Source organism: Allobosea sp. AAP35 (assembly GCF_001295925.1).
Lineage (GTDB): Bacteria > Pseudomonadota > Alphaproteobacteria > Rhizobiales > Beijerinckiaceae > Allobosea.
Genome location: NZ_LJHQ01000061.1, coordinates 1 through 16,757, shown reverse-complemented (window position 1 = coordinate 16,757; position 16,757 = coordinate 1). Strand labels below are relative to the sequence as shown.

Genomic DNA, 16,757 nt, shown 5'->3' with positions numbered 1-16,757 from the left:
TTTCATCCTTCGAAAGCCCGGCTCCCCGGTCAATTCCCTGTCGTCACACTGTCCGCCTCAAGGGGGCCCACTCCAGCATGCCGCGCACCCCGCGAGGTTTGCGGGTGCCCAGCTTCGACATGGTCACCCTGCCGCTGGTGGATGATCGCCGACAGCCTGCTTGAACCATTTCGCATAAGCGGCTACGCCGTGCGCAAGCCCGATAGCTGGTCGCCAGTTCAGTGCCGTGGCTGCACGGATATCCGCAACCATATCAAAGGGATCACCGGTTCGGGCGACGCGCGAAAAACGAATGACCGGGCGGGGCTTGAAATGACCCGCTAGCAGCGTTAGCACCTCGAACACCGCCGTGCCGGTTCCGGTTCCGCCGTCAACGAGGGGGCACCCCGACCCAGCATGCTCTCCAGCCTGCCAGAGCAGGCTGACGGCATCCTCGACAGCAAGGAAATCTCTCAGTTCCGCACCACTACCGCCAAATTCGGCATGTCCGGCCCGAAAACGTTCGCAGGCGTCCCAAAGCAGCTGCTTGCGCAGGCCTGGACCGAATATCGAGAACAGCCGCACAATTGCCGCTTTGAGGCCGTTCTGGATTGATGCGGCCCGGATCACCGCCTCCGCCTCTGCCTTGTGTTGCCCATAGGGTGACAGCGGAGCAGCGGGCTGCAGGCAATCCCGCGGCAGGATTGCTGCGTGCGCACCATAGACGGCGCCACTCGACGGATAGACGAGGCGCGCCTGAGGTGCGTTCTCGACAATGTGGCGAACAAGCAATTCAGTGGTTTCGACTGTTCTGCGCCGGTCTAGTGCGGGGTCGCTTACAGATGCAGCCACGCTTGCGCCCCCCGCGCAGTGCAGAACTAGATCAGGCCTGAAGGGCAAGCTTGCTAGAGCCGCCATGTCGATCGGACCTGGCCGGTGCCAGGCCAGACCCGACCTTGCCAAATCTTCCGGGCAGAGCAGTGCCGCGCCGCCAAGTCCGGCAACCTCGCAACCAAGCGATACGGCATGGCGTGCCAGGTGTCCGCCAATGAATCCTGTCGCGCCTGTGACCAAAACCTTCACGCCGCTGCCCCCGTGCCTTGATGATTGTCGCCCGCTGCCGGCTTGCGCAGGCCGGCAGCGCGTTCCACTGTCAAGCAAAGCGCAACCGGGGCAACCCCTTGACCGTACCCAACAGCAAATGGCTCCGGGTTCTTCGCGACATGGCGCTCACTGCCGGGCCCAAGATTGCCGGTGGCGTGCTGATCCTTCTGCTTAATGTGGGTTTGGTTTTTGTATGGCCGCCGGTGATCTACGGGAATTGGGCATTCTGGCTGATGCTGGTGTTTTTGGCTGATGCGTTGATCGGCGCTCCCTTCGACCTGGCCGTCATCCGGCTTGCGCAGTCGACGCTCAACGATGCAAGCAGCGCTGACGTGCCGATCATCAGTGCGCTTGGTTGCGAGCACGCCGCAATGATCATGAAAATGCTGCTGTTGCTCCCGGCAGGACTGGTCTTCATTGTGACCGGGCAATCCGCCGGCGAAGTGGCTTCTGGTGAGCCTCTGGCCCTGCCATCTCTGGCTGCTCTGGGCGCTTTTCTGCTCCTGCGCAGCACGTTGGTGCATCTGCAGATGCGGCGAAGGTTCGCTTCCTATGGTGCGGTCGAGACACTTCATGTGGTCCTGAGACTGACGTTTGCTGGTTTTGCAGTCTGGCTAGCTGGCCTCGGCCCTGCTGCCCTTATGTGGAGTTTTGCTGCGGCTGCCGCGAGTGCCACCGCATTTTCAGTGTATGCGTCAAGACGCAGTCTCCTGCTATGCAGCGATGGAATAGCCAGCGCGGCCCGCGCAACGGCGAGCCAAGTGTCTTGGTACCTGCCCACCATCGCCCTCGGTGCGGTGATTGGCCGCCTCGATCTTCTTCTGATGGGGTGGCTCTCCAACGCGCAGGAACTCGGACAGTATGGCGCTGCCGCAAACTTCGCCGTCGCACCCGAACTGGTCGGTACCTATCTCGGGATCGCCCTTCTGCCGACCCTGGTATCCCATGTGCAGGCCGGGCTTGGGCGGCGGTTCCTGGTACAGAGCCATGCAGTCATGCTATCGGCGGCGCTGTCGATGTACGCAGCGGCTTTTGTCCTTGCGGAGCCATTATTGCTGCGCTATGCGCCGCAGGCTTATGCCAGCATGGTGCCCTTGCTCCTCATCTTGCTCGGCGGAACCCTGGCCGGCATGTTGACAACACCGCTGGCGCTGCCTCTGGTGCTGCTGACCCAGAAGGACTTTCTGCTCAAAACTGACTTTGTGGTCGCGCCGGTGGCGTTCCTGGCCTACTGGATCGCCATACCGGCCTTTGGAGCCATGGGAACGGCGACCGTCGCAACGGCTGTTCACGTGGTGCGGTCGATAGCCGTACATGCCATGGCCTGGCGGCTTTCTGCTCACGTCCATGACCTGCGTCGGCACTGATGATCGTCTTCAGAATCGGGGTGGCGCTGCGCGGATCGCCGACTGGTTGAGCCAGCGGCTCCAGACCTCAAAGGCCGCCTTCGGACGCAGGTCTGCATCGAACAATCCGGTGTTGACCCAGATATTCATCCATTCCTGGACCGTGCCCATCTCGCGGAACTTTGCAATCAGCTTTGTATAGTCGATGGCAATGAACCACACTACGAAGAGATATGAATCGCGGACGGAAAATTCGATCAGATCCTCCAGAAACTGCTTCTGAAGGGCGGAGTCACCTTTGAACTCGATTCCTGCCTCCGCTAGCTTCACGTTGGCCGTGGTGTACCCCGTCTCGGCCATGGCAACAGGTTTGGCTGTCCACTGGCGCAGAAAGCGGAGCGGCGCGCGCCATTGTTCCGGCGGGGCGGGAAGGGCGGGGGCTCCAAGCTTGACGCCATACTCTCCACCATAGGGGTAGAAGCTGACGCCGATGAAATCGCCAAGCTCCGCAGTCGGCTTCACCATGTCACCGACGCTTTGTTTCATGACCGTTTGCAGGACGATTTCGAGGCCAACTTTCACATTTGGGTGAGATTGCCGCATGGCTTCGACCGTACTGCGGAAAAGTTCGTCAAACTCCATCCATTCGCCGGGATGCTTTATGGCAAGTTCACTTATCTCAATCGCGACGACCATATAGGTCGGCTTCAGCTCGTCAGCAATCCGACGTACATAGTTGACATAGGCGGTCTTGAGGGCGGGCGCGTTGAGACGCGCTGAACGCAGGACGGATGGCATGCTGCGTTCCTTGCCCTCTGTCTCGGCGCAAGCGGCCGCGACGGATCGCCGATCATTTTTTGTTGGCGTCACGGCCACGTACATGACCTGCTGCGGGGTGCGCCGTGCTCGGATGTCCTTGAGGTCGTTCTGCAACCAGGGTGGGAAGGCACCGCCCGTCAGGGCGGCATGCCAAGGAAGGCACTGGTCCATGTGCTGTGCATAGAGCGTGGCGTTCGGCAGAATGCGCTGGTGCACCTGGTCAACCGCCTCAGCTGTCAGATCGTGCGGAAATGCCGTGAAGCCGTAAAGCACGTCCCGCGTCTGCGCTTTCGCCATGGCAAGCCCTAGAGATAGGAAACACGCAGCTACGCTCGCAACCAGTCTTGCAGGCAACATAAAGTGATCCTCTTGTGCTTCCGAGCCACACTTCATTCTGATTGACGTTACAACACATATGCGTCTAGCTTCCAAGCCGGGCGGAACACAACTCCGGTTTCATGCCTAAAGCGCACCTAAAATATTGTAACGGCCGGAAAACAGATGTTCTGGCGGGCAGGTGATGGTGATGGGCCACGTACTTGTAACAGGTGGTGCCGGCATGATCGGCTCGACGCTGACCCGGAGGCTTGTTGCTGCGGGACATCGCGTCAGCGTTGTAGACAATCTCTGGCGTGGCCAGCTGGCATACCTCCAAACGGCATGCGGGCGGTTCGTCATCGACATCGAGCATGACTTTCACAGACGCGACCTGTCAGTTCCTGATGTGCTGGATGGCCTGCTTGGCGACGTTAGCTACGTTTTCCATCTGGCCGACGTGGTGGCCGGCATCGGCTATGTCTTTAGCCACGAACGCTCGCTGTTCCGGCAAAACCTACTGATCAATTCCAATGTCGTGGCAAGCGTGGCGCGATTTCCGAAGCTCAAGGGCTACGTCTACGTTGGAACTGCCTGCAGCTTCCCTGCAGAACGGCAGACCGGCCCGGATGCTGCGCCGCTGCGAGAGGAGGAGTTGTTTCCCGCTTCGCCTGAATCCGCATATGGCTGGAGCAAATTGATGGGCCAGTATGAAGCCATGCTGTTGGAAAAGGAAACAGGAATTCCCGTCTGCTTGCCGATGCTTCACAATGTTTATGGCGCGCCGTGCGACTTTGGCACCGAGCGCAGTCAGGTCTTGCCCGCGATCACGCGCAGGGTCATTGAGTGGCCAGCCGCACCGTTTACAGTATGGGGTACCGGTCGGCAGGGGCGTGCCTTCGTCCATGTCGATGATGTCGTCGACGCACTTGTTGCAGCAATGGACAAAGGCCTCGGCCGAGGTGCCATCCAAATCGGCCCCGATACCTGTACCACAATACGTGAGGCTGCCGAAACCGTGGTCCGCATTTCCGGAAAGCCGATCGACATCATTTACGACCCGACTAAGCCCGAAGGTGATCTCGGCCGGTGTGCCGATTTTTCCAAGGCCAAGCGCGTTCTCGGCTGGGAGCCGCGTATCGCGTTCGAAGAAGGCATGCGCGAACTGTATGGCTGGATCAGCGAACGCCTCGCTACCGAGAAGGCTTCGTGATCAGATGGCGGCAATTCCACGTCGCGCAAAGTGTCTGACCGAGGCAAGGGCAAGTGTTCGGACCCTTGCGTCGGCCATGTCGGTTTCATGGGTGAACAGGGTGACAAAGCCATGGCTGTCAAGAACTTCGTCGATGCGAGCCAGGAATCTTGCTGGGTCGTCAGCTTCGTCGGCAAAGCTTTCAAGCCTAAGATGACTTCGGATCATTGTAAGACCGTTCGCTTCGGTCATACCAAATCGCCCAAGTTCCTCGGCCTCGCGCGGACCCATGCGCCAGGTAAGGGCGGGCTTATCGGTTGTCAGCAGAGCTTCGACGCCATGCTCGCGGAAGACCGGGGCGATCTCGAAGCATTCCGAAAAGTAGTGCAGACGGACCCAGCGCGCCCGCGACTCCGGCAGGGCAAGACGCGAGATGATCTCGAACAGGCCATGCATGGTCGCCGCCTGTCTATCGAGCGTCTGCGCGTGCGGGGCTGTGGCGTAGTTTTCGGCATGGGGCCCGAAGCGCACGCCTGCCAGCCCTGCAAGGGCCTCGATAACCAGCGGATTGGCGACTTCGTCAAGGCTGCGGACCCGCCCATCGATGCCGTTCATCCGGCGAAAGAGATAGAGATCGGTGATAGCACCCTCGGACGCAAGCTGCGTACAGAAAGCGAGAAAAGGCTGCGCACCGACGCGAAGATGCCAGTCGGAGAGCATCAGCAGACTCTCTAGAACATCATCCACCGAAAAGTGATAGCCGGGGCGCTTCGTCACGTTTCCTCTCCTCCGGCGCAAGCCCGAACTTGAAACGGAGCGCCATGGCCATCAAAATCCTCTTTGTTGGCAGAACATGGGCCATGGGCGGGGCGCAGACAATCCTGCTTTCGCTCATCAGGTCGCTGCCGCGTGACGCAGTCGAGATCGTCGTAGCACCTTATGACAGCGGCGAAGAGGCCGATCGCGTCTTTGCAAGCATGGCTGCTGCTGCCGGTGCGTGCCTGGCGGAGCCTGTTCCATGGAGAGGCTGGCGTTCGTGGCCGGCGGCCGTGGCCGCGCTTAGTCGGATCGTAGACAAGGAACGCATCGACCTGATCCACAGCCATGACAACATGTCGAACACGCTTGTTGCATTCAGCCGAGCACGGCTGGCAAGACCCGCCATCGCGACTGCATTCGGCTGGTGGGAACTTAATGCCAAGCTGAAGGCGCTCTATGCGTTCGAAAGACGCTTCGTGCTGCCGCGCTTTGATGCGGTTTACACCGTGTCGCACCAGATGGCTGGCAAGATTATACGCGCCGGCACCCCGAAGGATCGGGTCGAGGTGATACATACAGGCATCGACAGCGCGGCTTGGGCACCGGGTGGCCATCGTGTCGAAAGCCGCGCAAGACTGGGGATTGGCCAGGAGGCGCTGGTCGTCGGCGCTGTCGGCCGCATCTCGCACGAGAAGGGGCACGAGCACCTGCTCGGCGCGATGGCCATCCTGATGTCCGAGTTTCCCGACCTCTTGGCCTTTTTGGGCGGAACCGGTCCCGACATGCAGGGATTGCGCGAAATCGCGTCGGAACTGGGCCTTTCCGACAGGCTGGTTATGCCAGGCTATGTCGCAAGTGTTGCCCAGGCTCTCGAAATGCTCGATGTCGCCGTGTTGCCGTCGGTCCTGGAAGAGGGCTTTCCGACCGCCTCGATGGAAGCGCAGGCCGCAGGACTTCCAATTGTCGCCAGCGACATCGGTGGCACGGGAGAGACACTGGTTCCGGGGGTCACCGGCTTCCTTTGTCCGCCAGGCAATGCCGCCGCCCTTGCCGCCGCGCTGAGGCCGCTGCTCCTGGACACGAGGTTGCGGCAGCGCATGGGCAATGCGGCCCGGCGGCGCGTGGCCGAGGACTTCACACTGGAGGGCATGCTTGTGAAAATCGAGGCACTTTATCGCTCGGTTCTCGATAGCCAAGATGGTCAACAAGTGCCGTTCAGGCGATCTTGAGGTCAGCCATCACGCGGCGGTACACTGCCAGTGTTTCGGCTGCAGTTCGTTCCCAGGAAAATTGCTTGGCCCGTTCCAGCCCGGCAGCGGACAGCCGTGCACGCAATCTCGCATCGTGCGCAAGACTGCATAGGCCGGCGGCGATTTCGTCGACAGATAGAGGGTTTATCGTCAGCGCCGCGCCACCTGCGACCTCCGGCAGCGACGATGTGTCGGAGGTGAGAACCGGCGCTCCGCAAGCCATGGCCTCTAGAACCGGTATCCCGAAGCCTTCCCAAAGCGAGGGAAATGCGAACATTACCGCCCCGCCATACAGGTGCGGCATATGATCGTGCCGGACATAGCCAAGCCTGACTACCCCGTCGGCAAGCCCAAGTTCCCTAATCTTGCGCGCAAGTGGCTCGGCTTCCCAGGTCATGTCGCCGGCGAGCGCGAGGACGCAATCGGGATCGGTGGCACGCAGCCGCGCAAACGCCTCTAGCAACCTTGCAAGGTTCTTGCGCTTCTCGAAACGCGCGGCGCTAAGGACATAGCGGCCGGTCAGGCCGTATTTTAGAAGGGTTGGCGCGCGCTGCTCGGGCGTCGTTGGCTGGAACTGCGCACCGACACCATTGTGGACGACGCTTAGTCGGGCCTTGTCCAGCCGGTAGTGTTCGGCAGCGCGTGCGAGCACGTCGTGCGACACGCAGATGACATGGGCCGCATCGCGCATCCCCCGTGCCAGCAGGAATTTCAGCCGCGCCAAAATCGCAGGCGGAAATAGCTCCGGTGTGGCGAACGGGCTGGAGCAGTGGAGCGTAAAAACGTAAGGCACGGGCGACCAGGTTGGTGGGATATAGGCCGCGTGCATGAAATTGATGCTCTCCCGTTTTAAGACCCAGGGCAGGCCGACAGTCATGGCTAGTGGCCGCACACCGCCGGGAATGATGTGGGACCGGAAATTAGGCTGCCCGGTCTCCAGAGCCGCTGCGGCCGCTGAATTCAGGCAGGTAATATGATAGTCCGTCTCTCGATCATGAACGGACAAACCCCTGACCAATTCACGCTCATAGGTTTCCGGCCCGCCCCCATTTCGGCCGGACATGACCGGGAAGATTGCGATTTTGCTCAAGCTTGTGCCTTCGTGGCCAAGACCATTAGCCACGGATTGAACCCCGAACGCCTCAGTAGGTCGAGTGGCGGCAGTGACAACAGGCCCAGATAGACTTTCAGCACCTGGGCCAGAACCCAAGTCGCCGGCCGCTCCTGCTTGCTGTGGAAGCCCCAATAGCCGCTGACCGGTAAGGTAGAAACAACCGCCGCATTTCCAAACAAGCGGACATGATCGTTGAACGAGAGAAGGAAGCGCTCGGTCAAGGGATGCCAGCGGCCAAGGGCTCCGGGATGTGCCATCTGACCCTTGTGAAATAGGTCAACAGGACACAGCCGGTTCGGATTTCCCATCACGATGTGGCCGCCTGGTCGCGTGACGCGCAACAATTCACTTGCGACCTGCTGGCGCGCCTCGTCGACGCCATCGCTGACGTCCACGCTGTCGCCAACAACCCCGATATGGGGGAGCAGGCAGCCGGTTACGACTGCATCGAATGTCGCGTCCGGGAAGGGCAGGTGCGAGACACTGGTAAAGTACAGTGCCTCTGGGTGCTGCCTTGTTGCCCATGCCGCGATCCGCGCCCCGCAATCCACACCGTGAGCTTCGATACCTGCGGCACGATATAGATCGACATCAACGCCCACGCCACAACCCGCGCTGAGCACGCGCAGGCCGGTCGGGTCTCGTCCCGCAAGCTTGCGTAGCAAGGGAATACTGTAGTTCAGGGTGGTGAATGTATTGGTCCTGATCTCGTCGGCGTTAAGGCAGCAGTCGGAGACATCGTCGAAACGCTGATCGGAGGCCGTCAGCAAGATTGGCCAGCCATCCTCGACAACATAGACGGCTTCGCATTCCGTGCAGGTGATCATCTGTTTATCGGCCCGCAGCTCGCCAAGGCAATTAGGGCAGACCACGAGGCTGCCAATCCGGATCGATGTTTCGCTTTCTTTCATACACGAAACTCCTCGCGACACCACAAAAGCGACCAACGCAAAGCACCTGTCAAGGTACGCCACACAAGTGCCGCAGACATGCCTACCGTAGAGTTATTTCCCTAGTTCTAACCACATAGCACTTATCTTTCATGGGATTCTGCACTCCAATTGGGTTGATGATGCATTAAATTTTTGCTTGCCCGTGCGCGGGAATGCATTTAGACTGCGATGCCTTAAATTTTTTGCCACGGATAGCAATAGTACTCTCGCTAACCATGGTCATCTCAGCTGTTATCTGCAAGATTAGACATGTAAATTAAAGGCCCATGTCAAATCTTGACGGAGTATTGGTCATGCAAAAAGGGCTCATTCGCACTGCTCGAAGCTTTGATGTAAACAAGGGCGAGGCATCCATAACGTCCCCGTTATCTGTTTCACCGCAGCTAAACAACCCGTGGTGGTTTGTTTTTCTAGAGCGGTGTTTCGCGGTCATGGCACTGTTACTTTTTTTGCCGGTGATCCTTGTCCTCATGCTGATCGTGAAGTTTGAAAGTCCAGGACCCGCACTGTTCGTGCAGGAACGTATTGGCCGGTATGCACGCAGGCCGTTCAGGTTCGCAAAGTTGAGAACCATGTACACCGACTCCACGACACGCTTTCCTGACCTGTGTGCATATTCCTTCAGCAAAGACGAAGTCGGCGAGGTAAAGTTGTCACTCAAGGTCGACCCGCGAGTGACACCCTTTGGTAATTGGCTTAGACGCACCAGCCTCGATGAGCTTCCCAATTTCTGGCATGTGATAGTCGGCGATATGGCGCTGGTGGGGCCGCGCCCGGAAATGTGGAAGATGCTGCAATACTATGACAGTCGGACGCTGCAGAAATTCGACGTCCTTCCCGGGATCACCGGCTATGCCCAGATTTATGGTCGCGGCGATCTGACCTTCGACGAGACGGTTGAGCACGACCTAGCCTACATCAGAGAGAAGTCTGTGCGTACAGATTTGCTGGTTCTGTTTCGGACCGTATGGTGCACGATTGCTCGCAAGGGCGCTTTCTGAAGTTCTGCACGCTAGGCGAGTGAGGTTTGGAATGGCAGTAAACAGACGCGCTAGCCGCCTCCTGAAGAGTATTCCGCAGTACACACGGATGGGACGCCATATGCGAGCCGTGTTGGAGCATGGCACGCCGCGCAAGTGGATTAACCTTGCGCTGGTCGAATCCGAACGCAAGCTTCGTCGAATTGAAGTTAAAGGGCGACCGTACATCCTGTTTCTGGATCCGTGCAATTTCTGTAATCTTCGGTGCCCGCTTTGTCCGACGGGAATGGAGGACCTGGGACGCAAGCAAACCATGATGTCTTTTGATTGTTTCAAGCGCTATCTGGACCCGCATCTACCTTATTTATTCGAAGTGAACGTTCACAATTGGGGAGAATCGTTGCTCAATCCGGATGTTTTCCGGATGATAGCCTACGCCCAGTTGAATAACGTAGGCACGAACATGTCGTCGAACCTGGTGATAGCGCAGGAGCACCATCTCGACGGACTGCTCGACGCTGGCCTGGAACATCTGACCGTCTCGCTCGACGGCACGGATCAGGCCTCCTACGAGAAGTATCGCGTGAGGGGTAAGTTCGATCGCGTCATCGAGAACTTGTCATCCCTGATCCGCAAGCGCAACGCACGTGGCTTGAAAACTCCGTTTGTGGAGTGGCAGTACATTGTGATGAAACACAATGAAGACAACGTTGATGAAGCTGAACGCCTTGCCGTCAGCCTTGGTGTGGACCGGATACGCTTCATTCCGGTCGGACTGCCTTTCGAGTCCCGCAACCGTCGCATTCTCGCTGACGAGTGGTTTCCGACAAAGTTCGAAGGGCGAGACAAGGGCGCGGACACACCCCAGACATTCGGGCAGGCAGACCGGCCGGCACCCTGCTACTACCTGTATCGCTCGATGGTTGTGAACGCCGACGGGGGAGTGTCTCCATGTTGCATTGTCTACAAAGATCGGCGTGACTTCGACCATATGGAGGCGCACGAGACCATCGACATTCCCGGCATCTGGAACAACGAGAAATACCGAAGCGCGCGCGCACTCTACACAGACAAGGACTGGGACGGACGCAAGAAAACCATTTGTGATGGCTGTGACATTTTCCAGCGCCACCCGAGTAAGCTTCCGAAGAGCGCGCGGCAACCAAAGCCCGCTGTGTCGGCGGTTGATAACGTTACTACCGGGGTTGCTGGCTCGGTGAAGGGCCCGACGACAGTGCTGAATGTTTCCCACCGTCCGTCACCTGAAAGGCAGGCGCCGTGATGTCCGGACGCATCGCACCTAAGTTGTCGATCGTCATCGTTAACTACAATGGCGGCGAATTGCTGAAGCGCTGCCTCACCGCGCTCAAGCGATATGCGCCGAAGGCTCACCATGAGACAGTGATTGTCGACAACGCATCCGTGGATGGCAGCCGTGAATGGGTCCGGCAAACCTGGCCCGATCTGCGACTGATCGAGTGCGAACGCAATCTCGGCCTGACTGTCGGGTTCAATCGCGGTGTCGGCAGCGCCCGCGGCGAAATCGTGCTCTCTCTCGACAGCGACACCGAGGTCACGGAAGGAGCTGTCGATGCTATGCTGGGTTTCCTGGACTCAAGCCCCAATGTCGGGGCTTGCGGTTGCACCCTGGTTTATCCGGACGGCACGCCACAACGCACGGCGCGCCGGTTTCCGTCACCCTGGGCAGGACTTTTCGGACGGCGGGCCCTGCTCACTAGAATCTGGCCGAACAATCGGTTTTCACGGCGCTACCTGATGGCAGAGCATGATGGCGACCGTGAACCGTTCGATGTTGACACGCTTTCAACAGCCTGCATGGCAGTTCGCCGCGCGGTGATAGATAAAGTCGGTGCCTACGATGAAAATTATTTCGTCTATTGGTCCGACACCGACTGGTGCCAGCGCATTAAGAAGGGTGGCTTCCGTATCGTGTCGCTTCCAGGCCATATTGTGATCCACAACGAGAATCTGAAAGCCCGTCACCGCAAGGTTCGACGGACGCGGATGGTGGTCGACTTCCATCGCGGAGCCTATCGCTACTATGCCAATCATCATGCGGGTCCGCGGAACCCTATGCGCTACATCGCCATGGCCGCCCTGTTGGGGAGAGCGGCTGCTGTGCTGCTGGGCGACGAGATTGCTCGTCTTAGGGCGACCGTTCGTGCAACGGCTCAGCGGAGTGGCTGAAGCGTGAGGGATCAGCGAACATGACGGTACAAAAAAAATACATGGGGGCGATCCTTGCCGCCGGCTACGGAACGCGTATGGCCCCGTTCGGCGAGACGATCCCCAAGGCGGCGCTGCCGATCGGCAACCGCGCCCTGATCGAATACCAGATCGGACAGATGCGCGATCTTGGTATCACCGAGATTGTGGTGCTGATCGGCCATCGTGGCTACCAGATCACCAAGATCCTGGGCGATGGCGAAAAGCTCGGTGTCAACCTGCACTATGTCGAACAGACCGAAATGGCTGGTATCGCTCACGCGCTTGGCCGCCTCGAGCCTGTGTTGACAAGGCCGTTTTTGCTGATGCTGGGGGACATCTTCTTTTTGCCGCATGATCTGAAGGACATGATGCGGGTCATGGAAACCGAGCAATGCCAAGGCGTACTTGCTGCCAAGATCGAGGCTGACCCGGCTGCGATCCGCAAGAACTTCGCCATCCTTCAGGACAGCGATGGCCGGGTACGTCGCGTCATCGAGAAGCCGCGCCATGCCCAGAACAATCTCAAGGGCGTCGGTCTGTACCTGTTTGATCCAGTGATCTTCGACGCCGTACGACGGACCCCGCGCACGGCGATGCGGAATGAATATGAGCTGACGGAATCGATCCAGGTAATGATTGATGACGACCATCATGTCCGGGTCAGCGATTGCATTGAGGACGACATCAACCTTACCTTTCCGGCCGACCTGCTGCGCTGCAACCTGATCGTGGCGGCGCGGCGCGGGCAGCACAACATTATTGATCCGACCGCACGGCTGCATCCCGATGCCGTGCTCGACCACGCCATAATCGGCCGCAAGGCCGTGATCGATCGCGCAATCAATGTGAGGCGCTCCGTTATCCTCGAAGGCGCGGTGGTCTCCTCGCGGCAGGACATTGATGGGTTTGTGGTTTCGTCGACGCAGATGGTCGATTGCCGGGCCGACCTTGCCGAGTGGTCCGTCGGCAGCGGGACGTGAGCCATGCGCATCCTTGTCCTGCTGCCCTCGCAGCCGTTCCCTGCCTACAACGGACAGACACATCGCCTAGCGCTGGTGACGCGTTCGCTTGCGGAACGTCACCAGGTCTCACTCGCTTGCTTCGTCGAGCCACTGCAGAGCCAGGAAATGAGCGACGCCGACCGGGCGCGTTTTTTTGATGTCCGCCTGGTGAAGCGCACCGCTGGATCCGGGAGCTTTGGCGGCAGCGTGATGCGCCGGCTCTCGGCTGAACCTGCCGATGTGCACGAGTTTCGGTCGGAAGAGATGGCACGGCATCTTGCAGAACTCGTTGCTGCAAGCGAGCCCGAACTGGTGCTGCTTGGCGATCCGGCTCTTGTTGGCTGTGTCGAGTTTCTTGGACGCAAGCCTCTGGCAATCGACTATGTCTGCGAATCCATGCTCCAATTTGAGCGGATGGGAGCGCTGGCGGGGCCGATCGAGCGGCAGTTGTGGACACTGCGGCGCGCCAAGTATGCTCGCTTCCTGCGCCGCATCGAACCGCTGGTCGATGTCGCTTTCCTCAATTCTGCCGAGGATCTCGTGTCGCTCGCAATGGTCTGGCCACGTTCCAAGCTCATGCACGTCGCCAACGGTCTCAATCTTGACGACTATCCTGTCGGTCTTGCGACGCCGGTCCCGGACCGACTTCTTTATCCTGGATCGGTCGCGTATCCACCCAACAGGGATGCCGTAGCCTGGTTCGGCACCGAGGTGATGCCGCTGGTCCGGAATGCGCACCCAGATGCCGAATTGCGTGTCACTGGAATGAAGCCGGACGACGGCAGCGCCCCAGAATTTCCCGGTATCGTCTACACCGGACGAGTGCAGGATGTGAGGGTCGAGATCGCCAGCGCTTGGGCGACCGTAGTACCGTTACGTCTTGGCGCGGGTGGGGCTCGTTTCAAGGTCATTGAATCCATGGCCCTGGGCACGCCTGTCATAGGAACGGCGATTGGTGTAGAAGGGCTCGAGCTGGCAGACGGCCAAGACTATCTGGCGGCTGAAGCCCCAGCCGACCTTGCTGCTGCCTGTGTCAGGCTCCTGACGGACGGCGACCTGCGCCACAGGGTCGGTGTAGCCGGCAGGCGGCGCATGGAAATGGACTATAGTTGGGGCAAGCTTTCACGTCGCATCGAACACAGGCTCATGGACCTTTTGCATGGGCCTGCGGCGGTTGCGGTATAAGTGCCATGGTGAGAATCCTTTCTGTCCTCACGATCTGGCTGTGGTCCGTCGCGGCATCGGCACTTGAGGGTTACCGGATCGGGCCTAGCGACCGGCTAAGGATCGAGGTTCTGGACCAGGCGCAGCTGAGCCGTGAGTTCATGGTACAAGCGGATGGGTCTGTCAGGTTGCCACGCGTCGGAACAGTTGCCTTCGACGGGCTCACACTCGGCGAAGCACAAGTGCTGCTGACGCATCGTATAGCTTCAAGCATGGGTCTGGCGCGGCCAGATGTGACCATCGAGATCGTGACTTACCGGCCAGTCTATGTGACCGGTCATGTGCAGACGCCCGGCGCCCACGCCTACGCGCCGGGTATGACGGTGATGAGCCTGATAGCGCTTGCGGGGGGTTACAGGCGCAGCAACGCCGACGATTCTGTGTCGCGTCTCGAGGTTGGCAGATTGCTGGAGCGGCTCGGACAACTTCAGGACCAGCTAGCAGCCTCTCATGTGCGCCTCGCACGGCTACAGGCCGAGCGAGATGGAAGGGAGCAAATCGTTCGCGTTCCTGATTTGCAGCAACTGGTTCCAGAACAGCGTATTTCTGATCTTTATACGCTTGAAACAACACTGCTTGACGTGCGCAGGCAGACCCTTTCGGAGGCTCTCAGCAACGCAGCCAACCAGCGTGCGGAACTTAACCGCGAGCTTGACTCGTTGCAGTCGCGCCGCACCGGAAAGAATGCACAGATTGTCATCCTACAACGTGAAATCACCATGTTTCGCGGACTTCAGGAGCGCAATCTCTCACCCGTTACGCGTGTTTTCGAACTCGACCGGGCGATGATCGGCTATGAGGGCGACTTGCGCGAGATCGACGCGACCGTTGCCCGTGCACGCCGTGAAGCAGCCCTCGTCGAGCAGCGCGAACTGTCGCTTAAAGCGGACCGACAACTAGAGATCGCCAATGGTATTAAGGAAATGGCTGATGCGGTTGCGCAGCAATGGGCTTCGATCCTCAGTCTCGAAGCCCAGATCAATACGGCTCGTGGCCTGACAGCGGCCACGGGTGCCGCCGTTGATCCATCCGGCGTGGCGTTCGAAAAGCTGATGGTGCTGCGGCGGGGAGCGGAGCATTTCGTGCAGATCGGTCTTATCGATAATGTCAGGCCCGACGATGTCTTGGCCATTCCGACACCGCCGCCGTCACGAAACGCTCGCAGGCTGGATTGATCCGCCTCAGAGGACCCGACCGGCTACGACGGCCAGCTTTTCAAGCAGGACAGGGTCACGCATGGCGGGAGCGGTCATGATCGCACCATCCAGAGAGCGCTCCGACTTGACCGGGCACGGCTCTCGCTCGGCTGGTAATTACCAACGGCCCTCACGATTGACCGATATGGGCCCATTCGCGCATCCCGATGGTTGTGATGGTGCTGGGTTGATCGACGAGGCGGTTCCGCGGTTCCAGGCGTCGCAGGCGGCGTCGATGATGTCGTTATAGCTGTTGAAGACGCGGTCTGAGAGCCAGTTGGCGCGCATATACTGCCAGATGTTCTCGACCGGGTTCAGTTCGGGCGAGCGCGAGGGCAGGAAGATCAGCGAGATGTTTTTCGGCACGACGAGTTTGGCCGTCATGCGCCATCCGGCGCGGTCGAGCAGCAGGACGGCATGGGCGCCCTTTGCGACCGCCCTGGCGATCTCGTCGAGATGGGCCTGCATGGCATGGGTGTCGGCAAAGGGCATGGCGAGCGCCGCGCCGACGCCCCGTGCCGGGCAGATCGCTCCGAACAGATAGGCGCTCTTGTAGCGTTGATCGGCGGGCTGGCGCGGCCTGGTTCCGCGTCTGGCCCATTGCCGGACCAGGCCATTCTTCTGGCCGATGCGCGCCTCGTCCTGGAACCAGAGTTCGATCGGCTTGCGCCTGGGCACATGGGCGAGATGGGCCTTCAGGGTAAGGTAAGCATGCGCCGTAGGCCGCCTTGTTGAGACGGATTTCGTCGTCCAGCTTTTCGCGTTCGTTAATCCGGCACCAGTGCCGGCAGCGGTGCTGGAGAGCTTTGCATGGACGATGAGACGTAAGCGCTGTCCCGTTGGCACCTTTGCTTGAGCGGTCTGAGCGCCGATCTTTGAAGCCCCTGAGGGCTTCGACACATGACGATTTCAGAGCTGGACACCCGCAAGAACCTACCGCGCCTGCTGATTTTATGATTCCATCTCCCCTCGGCGCAGGGGGCGGATTGCGATGGAACAGCGGTCGTTTTTCGGGTTGTCGGAGCATCTGGAGCGGCTGAGCCAGATCGGCGATCCGCTGGAGACGCTCGAAGCGACGATCGATTTCGAGTATTTCCGTGGCTGGCTCGTCGAGGGCCTCGGCTACGGCGATGGCGCCAAGGGCGGGCGCCCGCCCTTCGATCCCGTCTCGATGTTCAAGGCGCTGATCCTGCAGGCGCAGCACAATCTCAGCGACGCGAAGATGGAGTTCATAATCCGGGACCGTCTGTCCTGGATGCGCTTCCTGCGCTTTGATCTCGGCGGTCCGACGCCCGA

At 59.6% G+C, this 16,757-nt stretch carries 15 protein-coding genes and 2 pseudogenes; 10 read left to right on the top strand and 7 right to left on the bottom strand.

Annotation, left to right across the window (positions count from 1 at the left end):
* Positions 1-123: 123 nt before the first annotated feature.
* On the bottom strand, positions 124-1,062 hold the full coding sequence (locus IP69_RS21560; RefSeq protein ID WP_197279944.1) for an NAD(P)-dependent oxidoreductase: 939 nt from the start codon (positions 1,060-1,062) through the stop codon (positions 124-126).
* A gap of 98 nt (positions 1,063-1,160) precedes the next feature.
* On the opposite strand from IP69_RS21560, the gene IP69_RS18355 reads away from it, so the two are divergent.
* The gene (locus IP69_RS18355; RefSeq protein ID WP_156323534.1) at positions 1,161-2,450 is read left to right on the top strand and encodes a hypothetical protein; all 1,290 of its coding nucleotides are present in this window, start codon (positions 1,161-1,163) and stop codon (positions 2,448-2,450) included.
* Positions 2,451-2,459: 9 nt separating this feature from the next.
* Here IP69_RS18355 and IP69_RS18350 read toward each other — a convergent pair whose 3' ends face one another.
* Positions 2,460-3,545, bottom strand: coding sequence for a hypothetical protein (locus tag IP69_RS18350; protein ID WP_054144281.1), 1,086 nt, complete (start codon positions 3,543-3,545; stop codon positions 2,460-2,462).
* 229 nt (positions 3,546-3,774) lie between these two features.
* On the opposite strand from IP69_RS18350, the gene IP69_RS18345 reads away from it, so the two are divergent.
* Complete coding sequence (locus IP69_RS18345) at positions 3,775-4,776, top strand: NAD-dependent epimerase/dehydratase family protein (protein ID WP_054144284.1); 1,002 nt, start codon at positions 3,775-3,777, stop codon at positions 4,774-4,776.
* On the opposite strand, the gene IP69_RS18340 is transcribed toward IP69_RS18345, so the two are convergent.
* A complete protein-coding gene (locus tag IP69_RS18340; RefSeq protein ID WP_054144280.1) occupies positions 4,777-5,532 on the bottom strand; it encodes a hypothetical protein in 756 nt (251 codons plus the stop codon).
* Between the two features lie 44 nt (positions 5,533-5,576).
* Here IP69_RS18340 and IP69_RS18335 point away from each other — a divergent pair, with 44 nt between their 5' ends.
* Positions 5,577-6,743, top strand: a complete 1,167-nt coding sequence (locus tag IP69_RS18335) for a glycosyltransferase family 4 protein (protein WP_054144279.1) — start codon at positions 5,577-5,579, stop codon at positions 6,741-6,743.
* Here the strand turns inward: IP69_RS18335 and IP69_RS18330 are convergent.
* Both IP69_RS18330 and IP69_RS18325 read right to left on the bottom strand, forming a co-directional pair.
* Complete coding sequence (locus tag IP69_RS18330) at positions 6,730-7,854, bottom strand: glycosyltransferase family 1 protein (protein WP_082359454.1); 1,125 nt, start codon at positions 7,852-7,854, stop codon at positions 6,730-6,732. The two genes, IP69_RS18335 and IP69_RS18330, sit on opposite strands and share 14 nt — an antisense overlap.
* Positions 7,851-8,789 (bottom strand): methyltransferase domain-containing protein, encoded by a 939-nt coding sequence (locus IP69_RS18325; protein ID WP_054144277.1) that lies wholly within the window; start codon positions 8,787-8,789, stop codon positions 7,851-7,853. Before IP69_RS18325 ends, IP69_RS18330 begins: the two co-directional genes overlap by 4 nt.
* A 335-nt stretch (positions 8,790-9,124) precedes the next feature.
* Here IP69_RS18325 and IP69_RS18320 point away from each other — a divergent pair, with 335 nt between their 5' ends.
* From IP69_RS18320 to IP69_RS18295, 6 genes are all read left to right on the top strand, one after another.
* Positions 9,125-9,832: a sugar transferase gene (locus IP69_RS18320; protein ID WP_197279943.1), complete on the top strand. Its 708-nt coding sequence runs from the start codon at positions 9,125-9,127 to the stop codon at positions 9,830-9,832.
* Between the two features lie 100 nt (positions 9,833-9,932).
* A complete protein-coding gene (locus IP69_RS18315) occupies positions 9,933-11,093 on the top strand; it encodes a radical SAM protein (protein ID WP_197279942.1) in 1,161 nt (386 codons plus the stop codon).
* Positions 11,093-12,019, top strand: a complete 927-nt coding sequence (locus tag IP69_RS18310) for a glycosyltransferase family 2 protein (protein ID WP_082359451.1) — start codon at positions 11,093-11,095, stop codon at positions 12,017-12,019. Before IP69_RS18315 ends, IP69_RS18310 begins: the two co-directional genes overlap by 1 nt.
* 20 nt (positions 12,020-12,039) lie before the next feature.
* Positions 12,040-13,020 carry a sugar phosphate nucleotidyltransferase gene (locus IP69_RS18305; RefSeq protein WP_082359450.1) on the top strand — a complete coding sequence of 327 codons (981 nt, stop codon included), beginning with the start codon at positions 12,040-12,042 and terminating at the stop codon, positions 13,018-13,020.
* A 3-nt stretch (positions 13,021-13,023) separates the two neighbouring features.
* Positions 13,024-14,226 carry a glycosyltransferase gene (locus tag IP69_RS18300; RefSeq protein WP_054144272.1) on the top strand — a complete coding sequence of 401 codons (1,203 nt, stop codon included), beginning with the start codon at positions 13,024-13,026 and terminating at the stop codon, positions 14,224-14,226.
* A 5-nt stretch (positions 14,227-14,231) separates the two neighbouring features.
* Positions 14,232-15,440, top strand: coding sequence for a polysaccharide biosynthesis/export family protein (locus IP69_RS18295; protein ID WP_054144271.1), 1,209 nt, complete (start codon positions 14,232-14,234; stop codon positions 15,438-15,440).
* Positions 15,441-15,446: 6 nt separating this feature from the next.
* On the opposite strand, the pseudogene IP69_RS22430 reads toward IP69_RS18295, so the two are convergent.
* Together IP69_RS22430 and IP69_RS18290 are read right to left on the bottom strand one after the other, a co-directional pair.
* Positions 15,447-15,575, bottom strand: a pseudogene (locus tag IP69_RS22430) (S-methyl-5'-thioadenosine phosphorylase); the annotation flags it as partial.
* 16 nt (positions 15,576-15,591) lie between these two features.
* Positions 15,592-16,142: pseudogene (locus tag IP69_RS18290) on the bottom strand (IS630 family transposase); the annotation flags it as partial.
* 310 nt (positions 16,143-16,452) lie between these two features.
* Here IP69_RS18290 and IP69_RS18285 point away from each other — a divergent pair.
* On the top strand, positions 16,453-16,757 hold a 305-nt coding region (locus IP69_RS18285; protein ID WP_197279941.1), incomplete at its 3' end, for a transposase.